We start from the raw sequence: 17,825 nt of genomic DNA, 5'->3' as shown, positions 1-17,825 counted from the left end.
GGGATAGAGAGGTGCGTAGTTCACCCAAGGAGAATCAATCTCTCGAAGTAAAAGTGAAGGGAATTTCTGAAATGGAATTCAGTCTGTCTATATTTGACTATACTTTTACTAACTATTAGAAGACAAAACAGGATAGACTTTTCTCTAGTCCGATCGATTTTGGGGACCATGAAGGATTTATTAGCGATTTTTAGCAAGGAATTAAGCTCTTGGTTTCGGCGCTGTTGGTTGGCGGTACTATTAACCGGCAGGGTTTTTTACTTCCTATTCACGCGCCAACCCGATTGGCGCGTCACCCAAGAACAAATGGTAGCAGCCGGGCCCGCCTCGCTGATCATCGCCATGATCACGGCTGCGGTGATCGGGATGATCTTTACGATCCAGGTGGCGCGGGAGTTCCAAGCTTTGGGGGCCAGCAGTATGGTGGGGGGAATTTTGGCCCTTGCTCTCGGTCGGGAACTCTGTCCGATTATGATGGCGATCGTGGTAGCCGGTCGGGTAGGATCGGCTTTTGCGGCGGAAATCGGTACCATGAAGGTGACAGAGCAGATCGACGCACTCTATATGCTCAAAACCGATCCCGTGGAATATCTGGTGCTGCCCCGTTTAATTGCCTGTTGTCTTATGGTTCCCGCTTTGAGTGTTATGGCGTTGCTGATCGGTTTAGGTAGCGGTTTGCTGGTCGGCCAAAGTTTATACGGGATTGCTAATTCAGTTTTTCTCGACTCGGTTCACGGTTTCCTGGGTGTGGGAGATGTACTGAGTGGACCGGTTAAAGGGGTGGTTTTTGGGGCTTTAATCGCGATTATCGGCTGTAATTGGGGTTTAACGACCGATGGCGGTGCTAAAGGAGTCGGCCAAGCTACTACCGCGGCCGTAGTCACTATGCTCTTAGCGATTTTTGTATCTAATCTGCTGATGACTTGGATCTTGTTCCAAGGATCTGGCAATAGTTCGGTTTTATTTGGACAGTAATTTCAGTTAAAAACGCTCATTCTACACCCTACACCCCACACCCTACACCCTGCCCCTAGGAAAAACTTTTTCAGCAGACCCTAAATTAGTCTAGGTCGATAAGGGGACGCCGGAACTGCGGCACTCAGAACAGTCCGGGTTATCTGCTTTTTTAGCTAACTTAACAATACCCAGTTCACCAAAACTACCCCTGCACCACCTGTTTAAGGGTGGTAAAGGTTTCTAGGTTGATTAACCCCCGGCGCTGGCCTTTTTGGTTGGAAATGCCCAAAAATACCGATTCTCCCTGTTTGGGATTGCGATCGAATCGGGGTGAAGAATTGATATAAACTAAAGCACTATCGGACTCCATGGCGAATTGACGACTTTCTCGATAGGATTCGGTGACAATACAATCGGCATGACCGCTACTATACTTATTAATCCAAGCGATCGCATCAGTTAGGGTATCCACTAACCTAAAGGCCAGGGTTTTTTCTAAATAGGGTCTTTGCCAATCATTATCGGTAGCAATGGTTAAATGTTCCGGAAAATCCGCCGCTAATCGGGTATCTCCCCGCAATTTAAAGCCTTTTTCCTGCAAACTTTTAAACAAACGACTTAAAGTCGAAGAATTCTGATGGGGACTAATTAAAACTTTTTCGATCGCATTAACCGGATCGGGTATGCTGCCATGACTATCGATAATTACCTGACGAGCTAACTCCAAATCGCCACTAGGAGACCAATACAAATAACAGTTTCCCATGGCCGCACGCAAAACGGGAACCGTGGCCAATTGACTCACCTGACCGATTAAACTAGGGCGACCGTAGGGAATAATCAAATTAACATAATTTTCCTGCGTCACCAACTCCTCTAGGGAGGGACTAGAATCACAGGGTAAACCACTCACACAATCCACCGGTAAACCCACATCTTCCAATGCTTCTTGGATAATTTCCGTAATCACTCCATCGGAATGACTAGAGGCATTGGAACCGCGAATAATCAAACTATTGCCACTTTTTAGGGAAAATCCCGCCGCTACCATCGCTAATTCGGGAAAACCTTCATAGACTAAGGCAATCACTCCTAAAGGCATCCTTTGGCAATAGGTTTGGGACGGATTAAGTTGATAGGCCGCGTTAATTACCTGTTGCAGCGGATCCGATGCTTCCGCTAGTTGTTGCAATACCTCCACCGTCGTCTCTAAACGTTCGGGAGTTAACCGTAACCAGCGAATCATTTGTTCTGAGACGGCCATCTCTCGACTGACCTCTAAATCGAGGGTATTGGCTTCTAAAATGCGATCAAAGCCAGTTTTAATGCCATTAGCGATCGCGATTACCCCGCGATTTCTTTCGTTGCCATTGAATTGACCTAGAGCCAGAAAAGCATTGTATGCTTGCTTAAAGATCGTCGGGGGGGTTTTGGGGGAACTTTCGATCATAGATTCTTGTCTAGCGTCGATAGGCTAACCAAAAGATGAATGCGGGCAAAATAACTAATAGCATAACTAGAATTGCCCCAAAAATCACGCTTACCCCCGGCGGTGATTTCAAGATTAACGGTAGCCAGACGATCGATAATAACAGAATTATCCCCATCATCAGGGGCAAGACTCCTTCCCCAAGGCGCTGATTCATACTCACCCAACGAAATCCCGTCCAGCGCCAAGTGCGTTTATAGGGATAGTGGGGGGCTAATTGTTCGATAATTTGGCCGTTTTCCTGTAGCACAAATATCTGTTGACAGCGATCGCATCCAAAGGCATCGGTCAATAAAATCGGGCATAATGTCCCTTTCCGACGACAGGGACAAGGATAGTCTTGGTGTTGGTCGATTTTGGTATATTTATGCGGTCGCACAAGCTAAATTTTTGTTTATAAACGGTTGTTTTTAGTCGCTCGTGGTCAATGGCTAAGGTATTCAACGGTTGCCCAAAATCCTCAACCCTATTGCTCACGGGTAATTCCCATCTTAAGGGATATCCCTAAATTATTCATCCTGACCTTAAGGTATATTTCAAGATTTTTTCAAGCGGGCAACGCGATTCGAACGCGCGACATTCACCTTGGCAAGGTGACGCTCTACCACTGAGCTATGCCCGCAAGCCTTTTTTTTACACTTCTATAAGTGTGCCAAATCTCAGACCATTTGTCAAGTAGTTTGGATCATTTTTTTACAATGATTCATCTTCTGGCAAATCCCCCAAACCTGTAATAGCTTCGAGAACCACTTCTATCTTAGCCTGTAGTCGGTTGAACTGATGTTCCAAGCGATCAAAGCGCTTGTCAATGGCGGCGAATTTTTCATCCACTGCGGCGAATTTTTCATCCACTGCGGCGAATTTTTCATCGATATGGCGTTCCATAGCCTCAAAAGCTGCTGTAATCCGTCCCTCTGGTTCTAAATCCAATTCCAGAGTCTTGATTCTCTCGACAGCGTTGACTAATTGCCGTCTCAGTTGGTTAATATATTTGTTCTGTTCAGCTTCGCTCATCAGTGGAACTCCTGGGGAGTGGGGACACCTAAAACCCTAAATTCTCGGAGAATTTTGTTAGCCTTCTATCAGTGCCTGTTGGGGATTATTTTCCAATAATTCTAGGGGTTTATTTTCATCCCGGGGGCGCAATTGACGCATGAGACTAGCCATTTCTAGGGCAGATAGGCCATAATTCCAGCCCAAATTACTTTTAATACCGGCCCGTTCGAGGGCCTGTTGTAGGGTATCAGTGGTGAGAATACCAAAGACAACGGGAACACCTGTCTGAAAAGCGGCCGCGGCGATACCCTTTGCGGCCTCGGCGGCAACGTAATCAAAATGGGGCGTTTGGCCGCGAATAATTGCCCCTAGACAAATAACGGCATCGTAACGGTGAGAAAGGGCGACTTGACGGGCTACCATTGGCACTTCAAAGCTACCGGGTACCCAGATATAATCCACTTGAGTGCCATCGGGATTGACATCAACCCCGTGACGCTTGAGACAGTCTTGACAGCCTGATAACAGTTTATCAGTGACGAGATCGTTAAAACGACCAATCACGATCGCAAAGCGCCAAGAGGATATATCCTCGGTAAAATTTCCCTCAAAAACAGTCATAGGTAGAAGGGGTTAGGGGATGGGGGATGGGGGAGTGGGGAGTGGGGGAGTGGGGAGAATAAATAAAAATAGTCTCCCGACTCCTGATCAAGACTAAATCACTAAAAAGTTTAAAATAGCGACGGCAACGACTAAAATCGCCCAAATTGCCGAACCCACATAGAGAAGGGGTTTCGATTGGTTCCAGTTTTGGGGGGAAGCATAGGCAACGGGGACACCAATCACCATCAGCAAGGAAAATAAAACTAGGGCAATGAGAAAAAATTGAAAAACAATAGACATGATTGGGTTCTCCTAAAGCAGTTGATGTTTATTTAGATAATTCTCCCAGATTTGATACTTGTATGGAAGAGCCTCGCTTCCACTCAACTTAACCGGACGACCCTTCCTCTAGCTCCTCCCTGAATCAGGGGTTAGGGGAGATATCCCCGTCAGACCGAATCCACGAGCATTTTAATTTTACTGCCACTGACTACCCAGTCGCAGCGGGTCTTCAAATTTTTTTGATGTCTCCATCCTTGTCAAAAGCAGGATTGTAAGGGTTAGGTGGGGGAAGTGACTCTCTGTGATCCCTTGCTCAGATTACCGTGTTTTTGCGTTTTCGCCAAACCTAGCCTAGAAAGGTCTCCAGACTGCTGAACCGCTAAAAACTAATGGTCGAGGCCTAGGTCAAGCCCCCCAAACGGATGCCAGCGCCAAAAATGACGAACAATACTGCTAGAGTGGTGACAGCGACTATGTGCAGGGTGAGGAAATTTAAGTTTTCCTCGCTCAGTTTGGGAATGAGAAAAAAGCGGGAATGAAGGGCTAAGATGAGAGTTAATAGCAGTAAAGCTAACTTAATGCCTATATAAACCGATAAAAAACTATCAAATAACCAAAAATTACGAAAACCGGGCAAATAAATCCAAGTCAGTCCTAAGCCCGTCATTACCTGCAACAATAAAGCAGATAACCCAAAACCCTCAAAATATTGCTCAAATTGACGAATTCGGTCTGGTTCTCGGTTTTTGAGGGCCTGGGGTAGAACGGTGACTGCCAGCAATAAATGTCCACCGGCCCAGACGGTCGCCCCTAGGCTGTGGAGAATTACTAAAATTTTGAACAACATGGGTTTCTCTTGGTCATGATTTGCTAACTTATAGTCCTTGGCTCGGCTATTTCCGAGTATTCAGTAACAATAGATACAGAAAAAATCCTGATATCTTCTCCTTACTAAAAAATATGGATTTAATTTTATGTCATCAAACGGCGGATTTTGACGCTTTGGGGGCAGCGGTGGGTTTATCGTTGCTGAAAGCGGGTAGTCGCATTTTGTTAACGGGGGGAGCGCACCCGACGGTGAGGGAATTTTTGGCCCTGCATCGGGATGAATTCGCTTTAATTGAACTGCGTAGTGTCAATCCGGCCTGTATTCGCTCTTTAATTATCGTTGATAATCAGTGGCGGGAGCGTCTGGGAAAAGCTTCCCAGTGGCTCGATTTAGGGCATTTACAGGCGATCGAATTGTATGATCATCATTTGGATAGTGAAAGCGATATTCATGCCTCTAGCGTCCATTTAGAAGCAGTGGGAGCCACCACGACTTTAATTGTAGAAGCTTTACAAAAAGCCGACATTAAACCAAACTCGATGGAAGCGACGGTAATGGCACTCGGTATTCACGTTGACACGGGTTCCCTGACTTTTGCCGGTAGTACCCCCAGGGATGCCTATGCTTTGGCTTGGTTAATGACCTGTGCTGCTAACATTAAAACGATCGCCCAATACTGTCAACCGAGTTTTTCCCCGCGCTTACAGGAGTTATTTAGCCTTGGTTGGGAAAATCTAGAGATTAAAACGATCCATGACCGTAAAATCGCCCACGTTCTCCTCCATACTGCCGATTTTATCCCAGGTTTGTCTAGTGTGGCCGAGCGCCTACTGGAATTATCCGATAGTGATGCGCTCCTTTTCGGCCATAGTTATAGTAAAGACGAGGAAGATAAGTCCCGACAGCGTTTAACTGTGATTGGTCGCTCTAGAATCGATGGGGTGAATCTATATCGGCTTTTTTCCCCCTATAACGGCGGTGGTCATGCTCAGGCCGCTTCGGTGAGTTTTCGCGATGTTCAGCCAGTTCAACAGTTAAACCAACTGCTAGGGGACTTAATTGCCCAAATTCCACCTTCTCCTACTGCTAGGGACTTAATGTCTTCTCCGGTGCGAACAATTCGTCCCGATACTTCCATATCTCAAGCCGAGCGCATCCTTTTCCGTTACGGCCATTCGGGGTTATCGGTGGTAGATGAGCAGGATCGCTTAGTTGGGGTGATTTCTCGTCGTGACCTCGATTTAGCTCTGCATCACGGCTTTTCTCGCTCTCCTGTGAAGGGATACATGACTTGTAATCCGAAAACTATTACCCCCGACACTTCCCTTCAGGAAATCGAGTCGCTGATGGTAACGTACGATTTGGGGCGTTTACCTGTACTAGAAAACGGGCAGTTAGTCGGTATCGTCACTCGTACAGATGTATTAAGACAGATTCATCAAAATGAGCGGGTGCGTTTTGAAGGGTTTGCTTTGGTTTCCTGTCTTTTACCGGCGATTAAAGAGCGTTTAGAGCCGATTTTATGGTCATTCCTGCAAGCTGCCGCCACTGCCGCTCAAAAACGCGGTTGGCATCTCTATCTGGTTGGGGGTGCGGTGCGCGATTTATTGTTAGCGGCAGAAAGGGATACTTTATTGTTACAGGATATCGATTTAGTGGTGGATGGCTGCCATCGCGCCGCCGATGTGGGTGCGGGGGTGGAATTGGCTAATTGTTTACAGGAAATTTATCCGGAGGCCCGGTTATCGATTCACGGGGAATTTCAGACGGCGGCTTTGTTATGGCACAAAGATGAGCGTTTTGGCTCGTTATGGGTGGATATCGCCACGGCACGCACGGAATTCTATCCCTATCCTGCCAGCAATCCCCAAGTGGAGGCTAGTTCGATTCGACAGGATTTGTATAGAAGGGATTTTACGATTAATGCTCTGGCAATTCGCCTAACTTCGCCGAAAGAGGGGGAATTACTCGACTTTTTTGGCGGTATGTTGGATTTACGCGCCCAACAAATCCGGGTTTTACACGCTAATAGTTTTATCGAGGATCCGACGCGCATCTATCGAGCGGTGCGTTTTGCCACTCGGTTAAGATTTGTTATTGAACCCTTGACAGAAGGCTACATTAGGTATGCGATCGAAAGTGGAGTTTATGATCGCTCACGACAACAAAATCAGAATGCACCGGCTTTACAGTCCCGTTTAAAAGCGGAGTTGAATTATATTTTAGAGGCGGATTACTGGGAAAGTGCCTTAGAAAAGTTGGCCGATTTGGGGGCTTTGCACTGTTTACACGGGGATTTAAGTTTAAATCGGGCTTTATGGCGACAATTGCGCTGTCTCAGTTGTTGGTTAGATTGTTTAAGTCTGGAATTGCCGGTGAATGCTTGGTTAATGCGGTTGGAATTATTAATCGCTTCTCTGGCTATGGGGGAAAGAATAGCGATCGCTAATAATTTACAATTGCCCAAAGATAGTGGGGAGCGTTTACAAAAACTAGAAGTTATGGAAAGGGAGATTAGCAATAATTTTGCTTATGATCGACCCGTTAGTCAAATTGTCAGCTTTTTCAACGGTTATCAGGTTCCTAGTTTGTTACTGGTGGCGGTGAGGAGTGAGACTAGGATGCGGGCTTTAATCTGGCAATATTTAACTAAATGGTCGCAGATCGAGGCTCCTATCGACGGCAATGACCTAAAAGCTTTGGGTTATCAACCAGGCCCCCAGTTTAAATCGTTACTTGCGGCAGTGTTGGGGGCGACTTTAGATGGAATAGTCAGCAATAAAAGCGAGGCTATGGCTTTTATTGCTAGATTAACTAAGTCAGCAGATTAGGTATCGGCTGCCCCTTCATTTTCCGAAGATTGTCTTTGATCGCTGGAATAACCGCCTCTACCTCCTCTGGTGGTGGTACGATTAGAGGCAGCCCGGAATTGACGAGCGTAGGCGCGGTTGCGTTCAGCTTTTTCTTTTTTCAAATTACGACGTTTAGCCACAAGAATCTCCTTGGGATAATAGATAGACAAGCGGGGAAACGAGCGCTCGCCTCCCCTATTGACATTGACACTCTCCACCCTAAAAGTGCGGAGATTCTTGGGCTGAATCCTGCCTCCACTAGCAACGCTAATTTTGGTCTTACAGTTTCATGTCTAGTCCGACTACACCTATAAGGCAAGCACTCTTATGGACTACTCCCCAAGCGTAAATTTCTGTGTGTCCCACAGTATTTAATTGTTTTGCGTTCTTACAGTTTGGACTTAATTGAACACCATTGACTGTTAGAAATTTTGAGATCACGGAGTAGGACGTTTAACCTATTTCCTCACGTTCTCACGCTCGGAACCACCCACAAACATCCTACCACAAAGCCGTCCTAAAAGGACGGGGTTTTCAACCCAAATTTCCGATAACCTAGAATGGTTACGATTGGGGATTAGTAGCGACGATCTTGGCTGCGATCACCGCCAGAAAAGGAAGATTTGGGTTCTCTTTCGCGAGCTTGATTGACTTTTAATTCTCGTCCCATCCATTGAGCGCCGTCAAGAGCGGCAATAGCCTTCGCTTCTTGCTCTGGGGTTTCCATTTCCACGAAAGCGAACCCGCGTTTTCTTTTCGTTTCCCGATCCATGGGGAGGTGAACGCGCTTGATTTTACCATATTCGGTAAAAACTTCCGCTACATCCTCTTGGTCAACCTCGAAAGGGAGATTACCAACATAAATTGACATAAAACCTATCCTTGCACAGATAAAAACAACAGATTTGTAGAGAACCAAGATTTCGGGAACTAGCTGAACCAATACTAAACAGAAATGCTTTGACCATTAATACTGACAACGAGCCGCAGTGCCGACTTTTATTCTCGATCTCCATCCTAGCACATAGCTATTAGCTTTGATTGATTCTGCCTCTCTCGCCACGGGAGCAGATAAACTAGACTAGAATGCTGCCCCATAAAATGCCCTAATTATGAGTTTATCCCCCCATCCGATCGAAACTGCCCTAAAAACCCTGGCAGCGAAAGCGGAAAATTCCATCGAACAAACAACAAACCTAGAAGACTTAGAACAGCTAAGGGTGAATTATCTCGGTAAGAAAGGAGAATTATCGCAGATTTTACGGGAAATGGGCAAATTAACCCCCGAAGAGAGACCGCGCCTCGGTGCGATCGCTAATCAGGTAAAAGAATTAGTGCAATCGTTGCTGGAATCTCAGCGAGAAAGTCTAAATAATGCCCAAATTCAGGCGAAATTAGCGGCGGAAACCCTCGATGTCACCCTACCTGCTCTTAGCCGTCCTTTAGGGCGAATTCACCCCTTAAATAGCACAGTTGATCGCATGATCGATATTTTCGTCGGTCTGGGTTACAGCATCGCCACTGGGCCGCAGGTAGAAACCGATTATTATAATTTTGAGGCTTTAAATATCCCTGCTGACCATCCGGCCCGGGATATGCAGGATACTTTTTTCTTGAGTGATGGTCGTTTATTGCGGACCCATACCTCCCCGGTGCAGATTCGCTACATGGAAAGTCACGAACCCCCGATTCGGATTGTGGCCCCGGGCCGCGTTTATCGTCGCGATACCGTTGATGCTACCCATTCCGCGGTTTTCCATCAAGTGGAATTATTAGCGGTGGACCAGGGATTAACTTTTACGGATTTGAAAGGAACAATTAAAGAATTTCTTAAGCAAATGTTTGGGGCCGATTTACCGGTTAAATTCCGCGCTTCCTATTTCCCTTTTACCGAACCCTCGGCCGAGGTAGATGTGCAGTGGAAAGGCAAATGGTTGGAGGTGATGGGCTGTGGTATGGTGGATCCCAATGTCTTAAAAGCAGTCGGTTATGACCCCCAAATCTATACGGGTTTTGCTGCTGGTTTTGGCGTGGAAAGATTTGCTATGGTATTACATGAGATAGACGATATTCGCCGTTGTTATAATAGCGATATCCGCTTTCTCCGCCAATTTTAGGGGGATAAACCCGATGGTCATGAGTGAAGATTTAACCAAAAAAAGACTCCTATCCGTGGCTTGTCATGCCTCGATCTTTTTGAGTGCTACGCTGGTATCGGTGGGGATTCCTTTAGCTATTTATTTCATTTCTGATGATGGAACGGTGAAGGAAAACGCCAAAGAAGCTTTAAACTTTCACCTGAATATGTGGTTATACTACCTAATTGCTGGGATTCTAATTTGGGTTTTAATCGGTTATTTGCTCTTAGCGATTCTTGGTGTGGTGAACATTGTTCTCCCCATTCTTGCTATCCTGCAAGTCTGGAAAGATGCTTATAAGGTTTTCCGTTATCCTTTTATTTTCCGGGTTCTGTAATTAATTATCGGGGTTGAAACCTGTTCAACCCTTTTTTAGTCCTATTCCCACTAGAAAAATAGCCTCTGGAGTTTATGACTAAAATTGTCATCATCGGTGCGGGAATAGTGGGGGCCACCATTGCCTACGAATTAAGCGCCATCGAAGGATTAGAAATTACCCTCATCGATGAAAAAAAACCAGGACAAGGAGCAACTGGGGCAGCTTTAGGGATTTTAATGGGGATTATCAGCCATAAAACTAAAGGTAGAGCCTGGAAACTGCGGCAAGAAAGTTTAAAACGTTACGAAACCCTCCTTCCTGAGCTAGAATCCCTCACCGGACTGACTATTCCCTGTCACCGTGATGGCATTGTCCTCCTGCGATCGCGTGCTGAAGACGAAGAAAATTGGCGCAAGTTAGCCCAAATCCGCCAAGAACAGGGATATTATCTAGAAATCTGGGATAAAGAGACTTTAAACCAAAAATGTCCCCAAGTGGCCAGCGATCATCTCCAGGGTGCTATCTATTCTCCCAGTGATCGTCAAATTAACCCGGCCGCGCTCACGGAGGCTCTCGTCGCTGCTGCGGCAAGAAGGGGGGTAAAATGTCAATTTCGGGTAAAAGTTGAAAATTTCGGGAAGACAGAGCTTCAAGGCTCTAATTTGAGGCAATGCACCCATATTTATAGTTCTAATGGTATAGAGCAAACCGACTTTTTGATTCTTTGTGCGGGAATTGGTTCTACTGCTTTAACCGCAACTCTTAGCCATCCAGTGGATATCCGACCGGTTTTAGGGCAAGCTTTGCAGATAAAATTGACGCAACCTTTAGAAAGTTCCGATTTTAAGCCGATTTTAACGGGAAATGACCTGCATATTCTCCCTTTGGCCGGAGCGGAATACTGGATTGGGGCAACGGTGGAATTTATGGACGAAAAGGGCGAAATTATCCCCGATACTGCCCTATTAGAGCAAGTGTATCAACAGGCGATCGCTTTTTGTCCCTCTTTGGCCACGGGTGCGATCGTGCGTACTTGGTCCGGTAAGCGACCGCGACCGGAGAAAAAATCCGCTCCCATCATCGAATATTTGCCCAGATACGATAACGTTATTCTGGCCACGGGACACTACCGCAACGGGGTTTTATTAGCCCCCGCTACCGCTAAAATGGTCAGGGAAATGTTAAGTTGTAAATTAGGTATCGATCGCTAAATTAGCGGCTTGCCGATGTAGTCTGCTTAATCTCTCGGATTTACTGCCCTTTTCCTTTCGTTAGTACCAGGCATGGGAGTGATCAGGGGGAAAATTGAGGTACTTTTTCCCTGAAAATTAGGTAATTGGCCACCTCAAAACCGGTAAAACCCCACACCCCACACCCCACACCCCACACCCTGCCCCCACCAACAAACTTTTTCAGCAAACCCTAACTATGAGCAATGGCGGGAGGAGCGGGTGTTTACTCATCTTGCGCTGATAGGAAATGCGATCGAGATACTGTTCGATAAGCTTGTTGAGGATGGTTCCTTTGTTCGGGATGCTTAAGCTTCAGCAATCCCTCATCTATCATCGGGTTGACATAGTGATTACGAATAGTATCAGGTTCTCTTCCGAGCAGTTGAGCTAATGTTCGGAGGGGTAGATATTGTTGGGAGCATAGTTCAAGAATCACTTTTCGTACCGAGTCTTTACTAGTGCGGCCTTTTCTGCGTATGGGTTCAGCAATTGCCTCTAACTGTTCGTAATGTTCGGAGCTTGGTTCGTAATGTTCGGAGCTTGGTTCGTAATGTTCGGAGCTTGGTAATAGAGAAAGTTGCGCTAAAGAATTCTGGTTAGATAGGGTGTAGCGTGTTCCCCGACACTTACCTGACTGGTCTAACCAGCCATTTTTAACTAAATTACGAAGGTGTTCGCTAATATCTCTGGGATGTTCTGATCGATAACGCTGAATGTCAATATTACTAATTTCATCAAATTGATGCGCTAATACTAATATTATCCTATCAAGATCACCTAACTGACGGTAAGCATCACCGATAATCCCTTTTAATTCCACTTCAACTGATGCGGGAATTAAACTTGTCATCCGTAAATTAACAGATGTAACTTCTAGGTCAAGTTCTTCCGAAACTCGGGGAATCTCCCATTGTTGTTCTTTCCAAGCACGAAGGATTTTTCCAAATCCAGAGCCAGCTTTTTCACCTAATCCGAGCATTTGAAACATTTTTTGTAGATTAGGATTACGAGGATCGCTAGTGCCACCTTCATAGAGACGTTGTAGGGGAATTCTCAGACGACCGGGATTAGAAAACAGATAGCCATCAATAGATTTTACCACCTTTATAGGCCGTGAAGACTGGTGATCGGCGTGGATTAAAGTATTAACTAAAGCCTCTCTTAAAGCTTCATGAACATGGGTTTCATCTTTACGAACGGCATCTTTGTCTAATTGAAAAGTAACATCTAAATTATTAATTAATCTGCCATAAATACGATAATAAGAGTTAAGTAAATTAGCTTCCCATTTACCATCAAGAGTTAAGCGATATGTCCATCTTTTTTCAGGATCGTCAGATAATTTTTCCTGATAGTCGAGACTATAATGGGGGAAAGCATCTAAAATACTGCGTTCTCGTCCAAACATGAGTAAACCCGCTACAGTTAATCCTTCTTGGCTAGAATTTCTATCTCGTCGCCATCCTCCTAACTGATGGAGTAATTGTTGATCATTGTATGCTAACCAAGGATGGTCTGGTTCTCGATTGCTAAACCGTTGGCGAAATATTTTCAGAGTATCAGTATCAACATCATTGAGATTAAAATTATCTAAAAGTTGAAAATCTTGAGGTTCATTGCTGGCATCGCGAAACATTTGCTGTATTTCTTCTTTTGAACAAAGATAATCTCCTTCATGATTGCGCTTATATGTGCCAGTTATCGGATTATTGTTGATATAAACAGGACGTTGAATCCGGGAGGCTCTGGGTACATGAATAAGCAGCAGGTTTCGATGATTAATGAGTCTCACTTGAACATCGGAGTTAGAACAGAGGGCAATATTCAGTTTTTGACTATTATTGTGGGTATCCCAAAATATTTTCTGATAGTTTTGAGGGTTGTTGATGCCAGTAATATTTAATTTACCATGTTTTTCACTAACACCCAAAATAATGTAACCGCCATCGGTATTAGCGAAAGCTGAAAGAGTTTCCCAAATGTCTTTTGGCAAGCCTCCCTCGGCTGATTTAAACTCATATTCTTGGTCTTCGCCAATATCAATTTGCTGCAGTAGTGTGTCAATTTCCATGCTAAAATTCGGCGATAAATTTATGGATGCAGTTTTTGCTGTGAAAATGAGCAACTAGCCTGAGTTCGAGGTCGGCTAAAACTCTGAGACTATCGTCGGCTGAAAGTTCGATGTAGAAGTCATGGTAAAAGATACTTAAACAAAACTGATCTTAAATCGCCAATTCAAAAATGAAACGCACAACTCCTTAAGAGTTGACAGAGAAAGGCTCATGAGGTATTGTCCGATCAATACAACAACAAATCCCAAAAACTAAGCCCCCAATATCTTAACATAGAACAAAGAAACTTGCTCTACCAACTTAGTCAAGAGGGAAATTTATCTCAACGGCAAATGGTTGTCTTGCTCGGATGTCATCAAAGCACGACCAAAGCGATAATTAAGAAGTAATCAAAGTTCCCTCGGATGCTATCTAGCCGATGACCCTATCTGAACAAGAAAGACAACAACTCTGTGACACTGCTCGGGAAGTGGCGAAACTTTCCTATTCTCCCTATTCCCGTTTTCGGGTGGGGGCAGCGGTCTTGACAAATAAAAAGATTTATGCTGGTACTAATGTAGAGAACGCTAGTTATGGCTTGAGTTTGTGCGCGGAAAGGGCAACTTTAGCGCAAATAATCGCAGCGGGCGATCGAGAAGTACGGGCGATCGCTATAGCCTGTATCGATGGGAAGGATGATATTAGTCAGTTAACTCCCTGCGGGGCCTGTCGTCAATGGATAGCCGAATTAGCGCCGAAAGCAGAGATTATTATCTGTGGAAATCAGCAAAATTATCGTTTTCATCTCTCGGATTTACTGCCTTTTTCCTTTCATTTTTAACTGTGGGCAAAGTATAGGGTTTAAGGTACTACAACAACGGCTAAGATAACTGCTATAAGAGCCGTTATCTGACCAAACATTAGTATCTAGTATCTAGTAAATACTTGAGAGTCATAAATGAACATCTCTACCAGTTGAGTTGTCCCGTAAATTATCCAAAGTATCATCATCAAGAGTTGTCAAATCTACCCTTTGCCTAAAATCTTGCCAAGCTGACCAAAAATCATTAACCTCTCTAATTTCTACTAATACATCTTCATTATCAGGAAAATCAACTGCCTCTAATAACTCAATAATTTTGCCTTTTTTAAGTCCTTTAACTAACATAATATCAACTCCTTCTAAATGCTCTGGATCGTAGAATTCAACATAGAGAGGATCATCAAAAACAGTTTTTGCCGACTCAAATGAGACTTCGTGCTTTGATAGAATTTTTATCCCAGTCAAACTGCCTAAAATAATTATACTGCTACCCACTGAAACTGATGGTACATTTTTAATATGTTCTATCTATCACTTAAACGGGATATATTCAATTATATTGAACCATTCGTCAGGTTCATAAGCCTTAGCAATCAATTCTAAATCCTTGACAAATTGACCAATAGTGCCTCCAAGTTGATGACCAAAAATTAAACCTGAAAACGGCTTGCCTTTTACTTGCTAAGTTTGGCTAAAACTCTAAAGCGAATGTCTTGGGTAAAGAGAATGCGCTTAAGCTCAGTTACTCTTAGCAAAAGTTGATCATCAGGTAGTTGTTCGGTTCCGTCTTCAAATGCTGTTAATACATCTATGCCTCGGCGACGCAACTGTTCGGTAATTGCTTGGGGAACATGAACATCCATGTACAAGGCAATAGTCATTTACAGTAGCCCTTTTGCTTTCATGGGAATATAAAAAGGCGACTTGGCAGCTTGATGAGCCATATTTTCTTGTACTTGTTGCCATTCCAGGGTGATTTCTTGGTCAATTTCTTCTTGATGGTCAAAATAGTAACCCATGGCTGCATGAGCTTCGGCTAGGGTTAAATAAAGGTGTTGACGACAGATTTCTTCTACCGACCAACCATAGGCGATGTAGTCCATGACAATTTGAGCAACGCGGATACGCGGTAATCTTTGTAAATGTGCGGGTTGGTCGTCACTTTTTTCTATGTGTGGATAGGTTAGAGCTAACATAGGGCCTCTAGTTAATTGATTTGACCTATTCTAACAGTTTTAGGCGTTGCTGAATCAAGATATGGATGCTAATTGTGCATCCTATCCAAAAGTTATAGTCATTTCAGATAAGTCTGATACATTAGACCTCTTGCAAAAATCAAAAATCTTCCGTTAGGTGAAGAGTCAGACTTCGGCCTGAACAGATGCGATCGCCATGATTCTCGTTTCTGATAGCCGAAGATTTCTTCAGTCTGTTATACTGGGTGTGTCATTCTGGATCAGATCAATTCGGTTAGACAGAAATATCGCAATATGTCCCAATCCAGATTAGGGCTGGCAGTACCATAAAATCACCAAAGTTGATCAATTAAGTTAAACTAATTTAGTAACCCTATGGAAGTCAATTATGTTTGTTGAAACCATTGAGGCAATTGGTACAGGTGTAGGCGTAATTGAGATTTCGGAGAAACTATTTCCCACATTTAAGAGAATTTTTAATTTATTGAAGAATGGAGAATTAAAAATTGCAATTTTTGGTGCTGGTGGCACTGGTAAAAGCACCCTCGGTAAGCTATTATCGGGTGAGTTTGAGTTAAGCGGTCTCCTGCAAACTTATCAAGAGTCAATATCAATTGAACAGTACAAGCTGGAAAGTAATAATATTGGCTCAGTAATAGTTGCCCCCGGCCAAAAGCGCCGAGAAGATACTTGGGATGATCTTTTAAGAACTTTGGTCGGTGGAAAAATTAAGCTAATTATTCATGTGGTGTCATGGGGTTATCACTCCTTTGGAGAGTTTAGCTATACTCAGCACCGGCTGTATCAAAGTGGTATGACTTTAGAGGAATTTCTAAGAGAATATGCGGCAGTTTGTCGTAATCGAGAGTTAGATGTTTTAAGAAGAATAGAGCCACACTTATCAATTGCTGATCAAAGAAAAACCATAGTAATTACTTTAGTTACCAAGCAGGATCTATGGTGGAACAACAGGTTAGAGGTTAATAAACACTATGTTGAGGGAACCTATGAACAACTTATCCAAAATATTCGTAATAAGCGAGGAGCAAACAATTTTATTCATGAATATCGCTCTACCTCATTAGTAATGGAAAACTTTCTTTCAGGAGATAATGAGTTACTGATACCAACTACCCAAGGTTATGATCAACGATTAAAAGTTGCCAATTTTAGGTATTTTCTTAATGCGATCGAGTCTCTTTTTCAAATCTCATTGAGCGTTTAGGAGAAGTAAGCTAATGGCTATTCTTAGTGAGGAAGACAGAAAGCTGATTATCTCTTTGTTAAATGAATACTCTGAGAAGCTTCTTAATATGTGCGAACAAATAGATAGGCAGCAAAGAAACTTCGATTTTTTATGGTTGCTGTTAGCATTTGCCTGGACGATGGTTTTTTATTGGTTATTTTCTACAAAAATAATTACAATTCTTACAATTCTTACAATAACTATCGTTTCGCAATCATTCGTAATTTACATTTATTTTGGAATACAACAGCCAAGGCTAGAATTATTACAAAGAAAAGCTTCAATAATATCTGCAAAACTTGAGAAAGTTATACGGGCTGCCTCTCAAGCTCAGGAACATACTACCATGGCAGGAGGTTTTTTCAGCGATCTTGAAGTAGATTTGCGTTTATCAGATGCAGAATATGCTCTACAGCACTACAAGAATCTAGCCAAAAAAAGAAAATTCTTTGGATATTTCTAAGCTTAATTAGGGTTGGCTGAATAAATCTAAAAACCTTGTTTGGTAAGGCTTTTAGACTTTTTTCCTCTCAAAAAGTGCCAACCATTGGAGTGATCGGGGGTAAAATTCAGGTACTTTTTCCCTGAAAATTAGGTAATTGACCCCCTCAAAATCGATAAAACCCTACACCCCACACCCCACACCCCACACCCCACACCCTGTCCCCACGAAAAACTTTTTGCCGCAAACCTTAATTAGGGTTTGCTGAATAAAGCTAAAAACCTTACAGGAAAGGGCTTTTAGCTTGATTGAGAGTCGCTCAGGTGCCCCTGAATCTGCTAAAATTACTCAAAACCCTTGCATCTTCTCT

Annotated in this window: 20 protein-coding genes, 1 tRNA gene and 1 pseudogene; 9 read left to right on the top strand and 13 right to left on the bottom strand. The window is 43.8% G+C overall.

The window, feature by feature from the left end:
- Positions 1-168 precede the first annotated feature (168 nt).
- The gene (locus tag EWV84_RS21540) at positions 169-975 is read left to right on the top strand and encodes an MlaE family lipid ABC transporter permease subunit (RefSeq protein ID WP_287079966.1); all 807 of its coding nucleotides are present in this window, start codon (positions 169-171) and stop codon (positions 973-975) included.
- Positions 976-1,159: 184 nt separating this feature from the next.
- Here EWV84_RS21540 and EWV84_RS21535 read toward each other — a convergent pair whose 3' ends face one another.
- The 7 genes from EWV84_RS21535 to EWV84_RS21505 all read right to left on the bottom strand — a co-directional run bounded on the left by EWV84_RS21535 (position 1,160) and on the right by EWV84_RS21505 (position 5,174).
- Positions 1,160-2,407: a glutamate-5-semialdehyde dehydrogenase gene (locus tag EWV84_RS21535; protein ID WP_287079963.1), complete on the bottom strand. Its 1,248-nt coding sequence runs from the start codon at positions 2,405-2,407 to the stop codon at positions 1,160-1,162.
- A gap of 10 nt (positions 2,408-2,417) precedes the next feature.
- Positions 2,418-2,825, bottom strand: coding sequence for a hypothetical protein (locus EWV84_RS21530; RefSeq protein WP_287079960.1), 408 nt, complete (start codon positions 2,823-2,825; stop codon positions 2,418-2,420).
- Positions 2,826-2,996: 171 nt separating this feature from the next.
- Positions 2,997-3,068: transfer RNA gene (locus tag EWV84_RS21525), tRNA-Gly, on the bottom strand.
- 71 nt (positions 3,069-3,139) lie between these two features.
- The gene (locus EWV84_RS21520; protein WP_287079958.1) at positions 3,140-3,460 is read right to left on the bottom strand and encodes a hypothetical protein; all 321 of its coding nucleotides are present in this window, start codon (positions 3,458-3,460) and stop codon (positions 3,140-3,142) included.
- Between the two features lie 57 nt (positions 3,461-3,517).
- Positions 3,518-4,063, bottom strand: a complete 546-nt coding sequence (gene ribH, locus EWV84_RS21515; RefSeq protein ID WP_287079957.1) for a 6,7-dimethyl-8-ribityllumazine synthase — start codon at positions 4,061-4,063, stop codon at positions 3,518-3,520.
- A gap of 93 nt (positions 4,064-4,156) precedes the next feature.
- Entirely contained in the window at positions 4,157-4,345 is a 189-nt protein-coding gene (gene psbZ, locus EWV84_RS21510; RefSeq protein WP_287079956.1) for a photosystem II reaction center protein PsbZ, read from the bottom strand.
- A 382-nt stretch (positions 4,346-4,727) separates the two neighbouring features.
- On the bottom strand, positions 4,728-5,174 hold the full coding sequence (locus EWV84_RS21505; protein WP_287079954.1) for a CopD family protein: 447 nt from the start codon (positions 5,172-5,174) through the stop codon (positions 4,728-4,730).
- A gap of 113 nt (positions 5,175-5,287) precedes the next feature.
- Here EWV84_RS21505 and EWV84_RS21500 point away from each other — a divergent pair, with 113 nt between their 5' ends.
- The gene (locus EWV84_RS21500; protein ID WP_287079953.1) at positions 5,288-7,987 is read left to right on the top strand and encodes a CBS domain-containing protein; all 2,700 of its coding nucleotides are present in this window, start codon (positions 5,288-5,290) and stop codon (positions 7,985-7,987) included.
- Here the strand turns inward: EWV84_RS21500 and EWV84_RS21495 are convergent.
- Together EWV84_RS21495 and rbp are read right to left on the bottom strand one after the other, a co-directional pair.
- Positions 7,984-8,148 (bottom strand): Asl3888 family RNA-binding protein, encoded by a 165-nt coding sequence (locus tag EWV84_RS21495; RefSeq protein WP_002733784.1) that lies wholly within the window; start codon positions 8,146-8,148, stop codon positions 7,984-7,986. The two genes, EWV84_RS21500 and EWV84_RS21495, sit on opposite strands and share 4 nt — an antisense overlap.
- A gap of 437 nt (positions 8,149-8,585) precedes the next feature.
- Complete coding sequence (gene rbp / locus EWV84_RS21490; RefSeq protein WP_286825731.1) at positions 8,586-8,879, bottom strand: RNA-binding regulator; 294 nt, start codon at positions 8,877-8,879, stop codon at positions 8,586-8,588.
- Between the two features lie 241 nt (positions 8,880-9,120).
- Here rbp and pheS point away from each other — a divergent pair, with 241 nt between their 5' ends.
- The 3 genes from pheS (at position 9,121) to EWV84_RS21475 (ending at position 11,676) form a co-directional block, all read left to right on the top strand.
- On the top strand, positions 9,121-10,125 hold the full coding sequence (gene pheS / locus EWV84_RS21485; protein WP_287079951.1) for a phenylalanine--tRNA ligase subunit alpha: 1,005 nt from the start codon (positions 9,121-9,123) through the stop codon (positions 10,123-10,125).
- Between the two features lie 13 nt (positions 10,126-10,138).
- The gene (locus EWV84_RS21480; protein ID WP_004160866.1) at positions 10,139-10,483 is read left to right on the top strand and encodes a DUF4870 domain-containing protein; all 345 of its coding nucleotides are present in this window, start codon (positions 10,139-10,141) and stop codon (positions 10,481-10,483) included.
- A gap of 74 nt (positions 10,484-10,557) precedes the next feature.
- Complete coding sequence (locus tag EWV84_RS21475; RefSeq protein WP_287079950.1) at positions 10,558-11,676, top strand: NAD(P)/FAD-dependent oxidoreductase; 1,119 nt, start codon at positions 10,558-10,560, stop codon at positions 11,674-11,676.
- Positions 11,677-11,920: 244 nt separating this feature from the next.
- Here the strand turns inward: EWV84_RS21475 and EWV84_RS21470 are convergent, their stop codons facing one another.
- Positions 11,921-13,768, bottom strand: a complete 1,848-nt coding sequence (locus EWV84_RS21470; protein ID WP_287079947.1) for an RNA/DNA-binding domain-containing protein — start codon at positions 13,766-13,768, stop codon at positions 11,921-11,923.
- Between the two features lie 219 nt (positions 13,769-13,987).
- Here EWV84_RS21470 and EWV84_RS21465 point away from each other — a divergent pair.
- Together EWV84_RS21465 and cdd are read left to right on the top strand one after the other, a co-directional pair.
- A pseudogene (locus EWV84_RS21465) lies at positions 13,988-14,189 on the top strand (helix-turn-helix domain-containing protein); the annotation flags it as partial.
- Positions 14,188-14,589 carry a cytidine deaminase gene (gene cdd, locus EWV84_RS21460; protein WP_287079945.1) on the top strand — a complete coding sequence of 134 codons (402 nt, stop codon included), beginning with the start codon at positions 14,188-14,190 and terminating at the stop codon, positions 14,587-14,589. The pseudogene EWV84_RS21465 and the gene cdd, both read left to right, overlap by 2 nt.
- 111 nt (positions 14,590-14,700) lie before the next feature.
- Here the strand turns inward: cdd and EWV84_RS21455 are convergent, their stop codons facing one another.
- From EWV84_RS21455 to EWV84_RS21445, 3 genes are all read right to left on the bottom strand, one after another.
- On the bottom strand, positions 14,701-15,066 hold the full coding sequence (locus tag EWV84_RS21455) for a BrnT family toxin (RefSeq protein ID WP_287079944.1): 366 nt from the start codon (positions 15,064-15,066) through the stop codon (positions 14,701-14,703).
- A gap of 179 nt (positions 15,067-15,245) precedes the next feature.
- On the bottom strand, positions 15,246-15,452 hold the full coding sequence (locus EWV84_RS21450; protein WP_287079941.1) for a DUF5615 family PIN-like protein: 207 nt from the start codon (positions 15,450-15,452) through the stop codon (positions 15,246-15,248).
- Positions 15,453-15,767: a DUF433 domain-containing protein gene (locus EWV84_RS21445; RefSeq protein ID WP_287079940.1), complete on the bottom strand. Its 315-nt coding sequence runs from the start codon at positions 15,765-15,767 to the stop codon at positions 15,453-15,455.
- A 388-nt stretch (positions 15,768-16,155) separates the two neighbouring features.
- On the opposite strand from EWV84_RS21445, the gene EWV84_RS21440 reads away from it, so the two are divergent.
- Together EWV84_RS21440 and EWV84_RS21435 are read left to right on the top strand one after the other, a co-directional pair.
- On the top strand, positions 16,156-16,992 hold the full coding sequence (locus tag EWV84_RS21440; RefSeq protein WP_286825724.1) for an ATP-binding cassette domain-containing protein: 837 nt from the start codon (positions 16,156-16,158) through the stop codon (positions 16,990-16,992).
- Between the two features lie 13 nt (positions 16,993-17,005).
- On the top strand, positions 17,006-17,476 hold the full coding sequence (locus EWV84_RS21435) for a hypothetical protein (protein WP_287079939.1): 471 nt from the start codon (positions 17,006-17,008) through the stop codon (positions 17,474-17,476).
- The last annotated feature ends 349 nt before the right edge of the window (positions 17,477-17,825 follow it).

It is taken from the genome of Microcystis sp. M_QC_C_20170808_M3Col, assembly GCF_007095505.1.
Taxonomy (GTDB): domain Bacteria; phylum Cyanobacteriota; class Cyanobacteriia; order Cyanobacteriales; family Microcystaceae; genus Microcystis.
This window is presented reverse-complemented; position numbering and strand designations above follow the sequence as displayed.

Coding starts and splice junctions, on each gene's coding strand:
- EWV84_RS21520 (WP_287079958.1), bottom strand. CDS start 3,460: ATGAGCGAAGCTGAACAGAACAAATATATTAACCAACTGAGACGGCAA.
- EWV84_RS21475 (WP_287079950.1), top strand. CDS start 10,558: ATGACTAAAATTGTCATCATCGGTGCGGGAATAGTGGGGGCCACCATT.
- cdd (WP_287079945.1), top strand. CDS start 14,188: ATGACCCTATCTGAACAAGAAAGACAACAACTCTGTGACACTGCTCGG.
- rbp (WP_286825731.1), bottom strand. CDS start 8,879: ATGTCAATTTATGTTGGTAATCTCCCTTTCGAGGTTGACCAAGAGGAT.
- EWV84_RS21505 (WP_287079954.1), bottom strand. CDS start 5,174: ATGTTGTTCAAAATTTTAGTAATTCTCCACAGCCTAGGGGCGACCGTC.
- EWV84_RS21435 (WP_287079939.1), top strand. CDS start 17,006: ATGGCTATTCTTAGTGAGGAAGACAGAAAGCTGATTATCTCTTTGTTA.
- EWV84_RS21450 (WP_287079941.1), bottom strand. CDS start 15,452: ATGACTATTGCCTTGTACATGGATGTTCATGTTCCCCAAGCAATTACC.
- EWV84_RS21500 (WP_287079953.1), top strand. CDS start 5,288: ATGGATTTAATTTTATGTCATCAAACGGCGGATTTTGACGCTTTGGGG.
- EWV84_RS21480 (WP_004160866.1), top strand. CDS start 10,139: ATGGTCATGAGTGAAGATTTAACCAAAAAAAGACTCCTATCCGTGGCT.
- psbZ (WP_287079956.1), bottom strand. CDS start 4,345: ATGTCTATTGTTTTTCAATTTTTTCTCATTGCCCTAGTTTTATTTTCC.
- EWV84_RS21535 (WP_287079963.1), bottom strand. CDS start 2,407: ATGATCGAAAGTTCCCCCAAAACCCCCCCGACGATCTTTAAGCAAGCA.
- EWV84_RS21440 (WP_286825724.1), top strand. CDS start 16,156: ATGTTTGTTGAAACCATTGAGGCAATTGGTACAGGTGTAGGCGTAATT.
- EWV84_RS21540 (WP_287079966.1), top strand. CDS start 169: ATGAAGGATTTATTAGCGATTTTTAGCAAGGAATTAAGCTCTTGGTTT.
- EWV84_RS21470 (WP_287079947.1), bottom strand. CDS start 13,768: ATGGAAATTGACACACTACTGCAGCAAATTGATATTGGCGAAGACCAA.
- EWV84_RS21445 (WP_287079940.1), bottom strand. CDS start 15,767: ATGTTAGCTCTAACCTATCCACACATAGAAAAAAGTGACGACCAACCC.
- pheS (WP_287079951.1), top strand. CDS start 9,121: ATGAGTTTATCCCCCCATCCGATCGAAACTGCCCTAAAAACCCTGGCA.
- ribH (WP_287079957.1), bottom strand. CDS start 4,063: ATGACTGTTTTTGAGGGAAATTTTACCGAGGATATATCCTCTTGGCGC.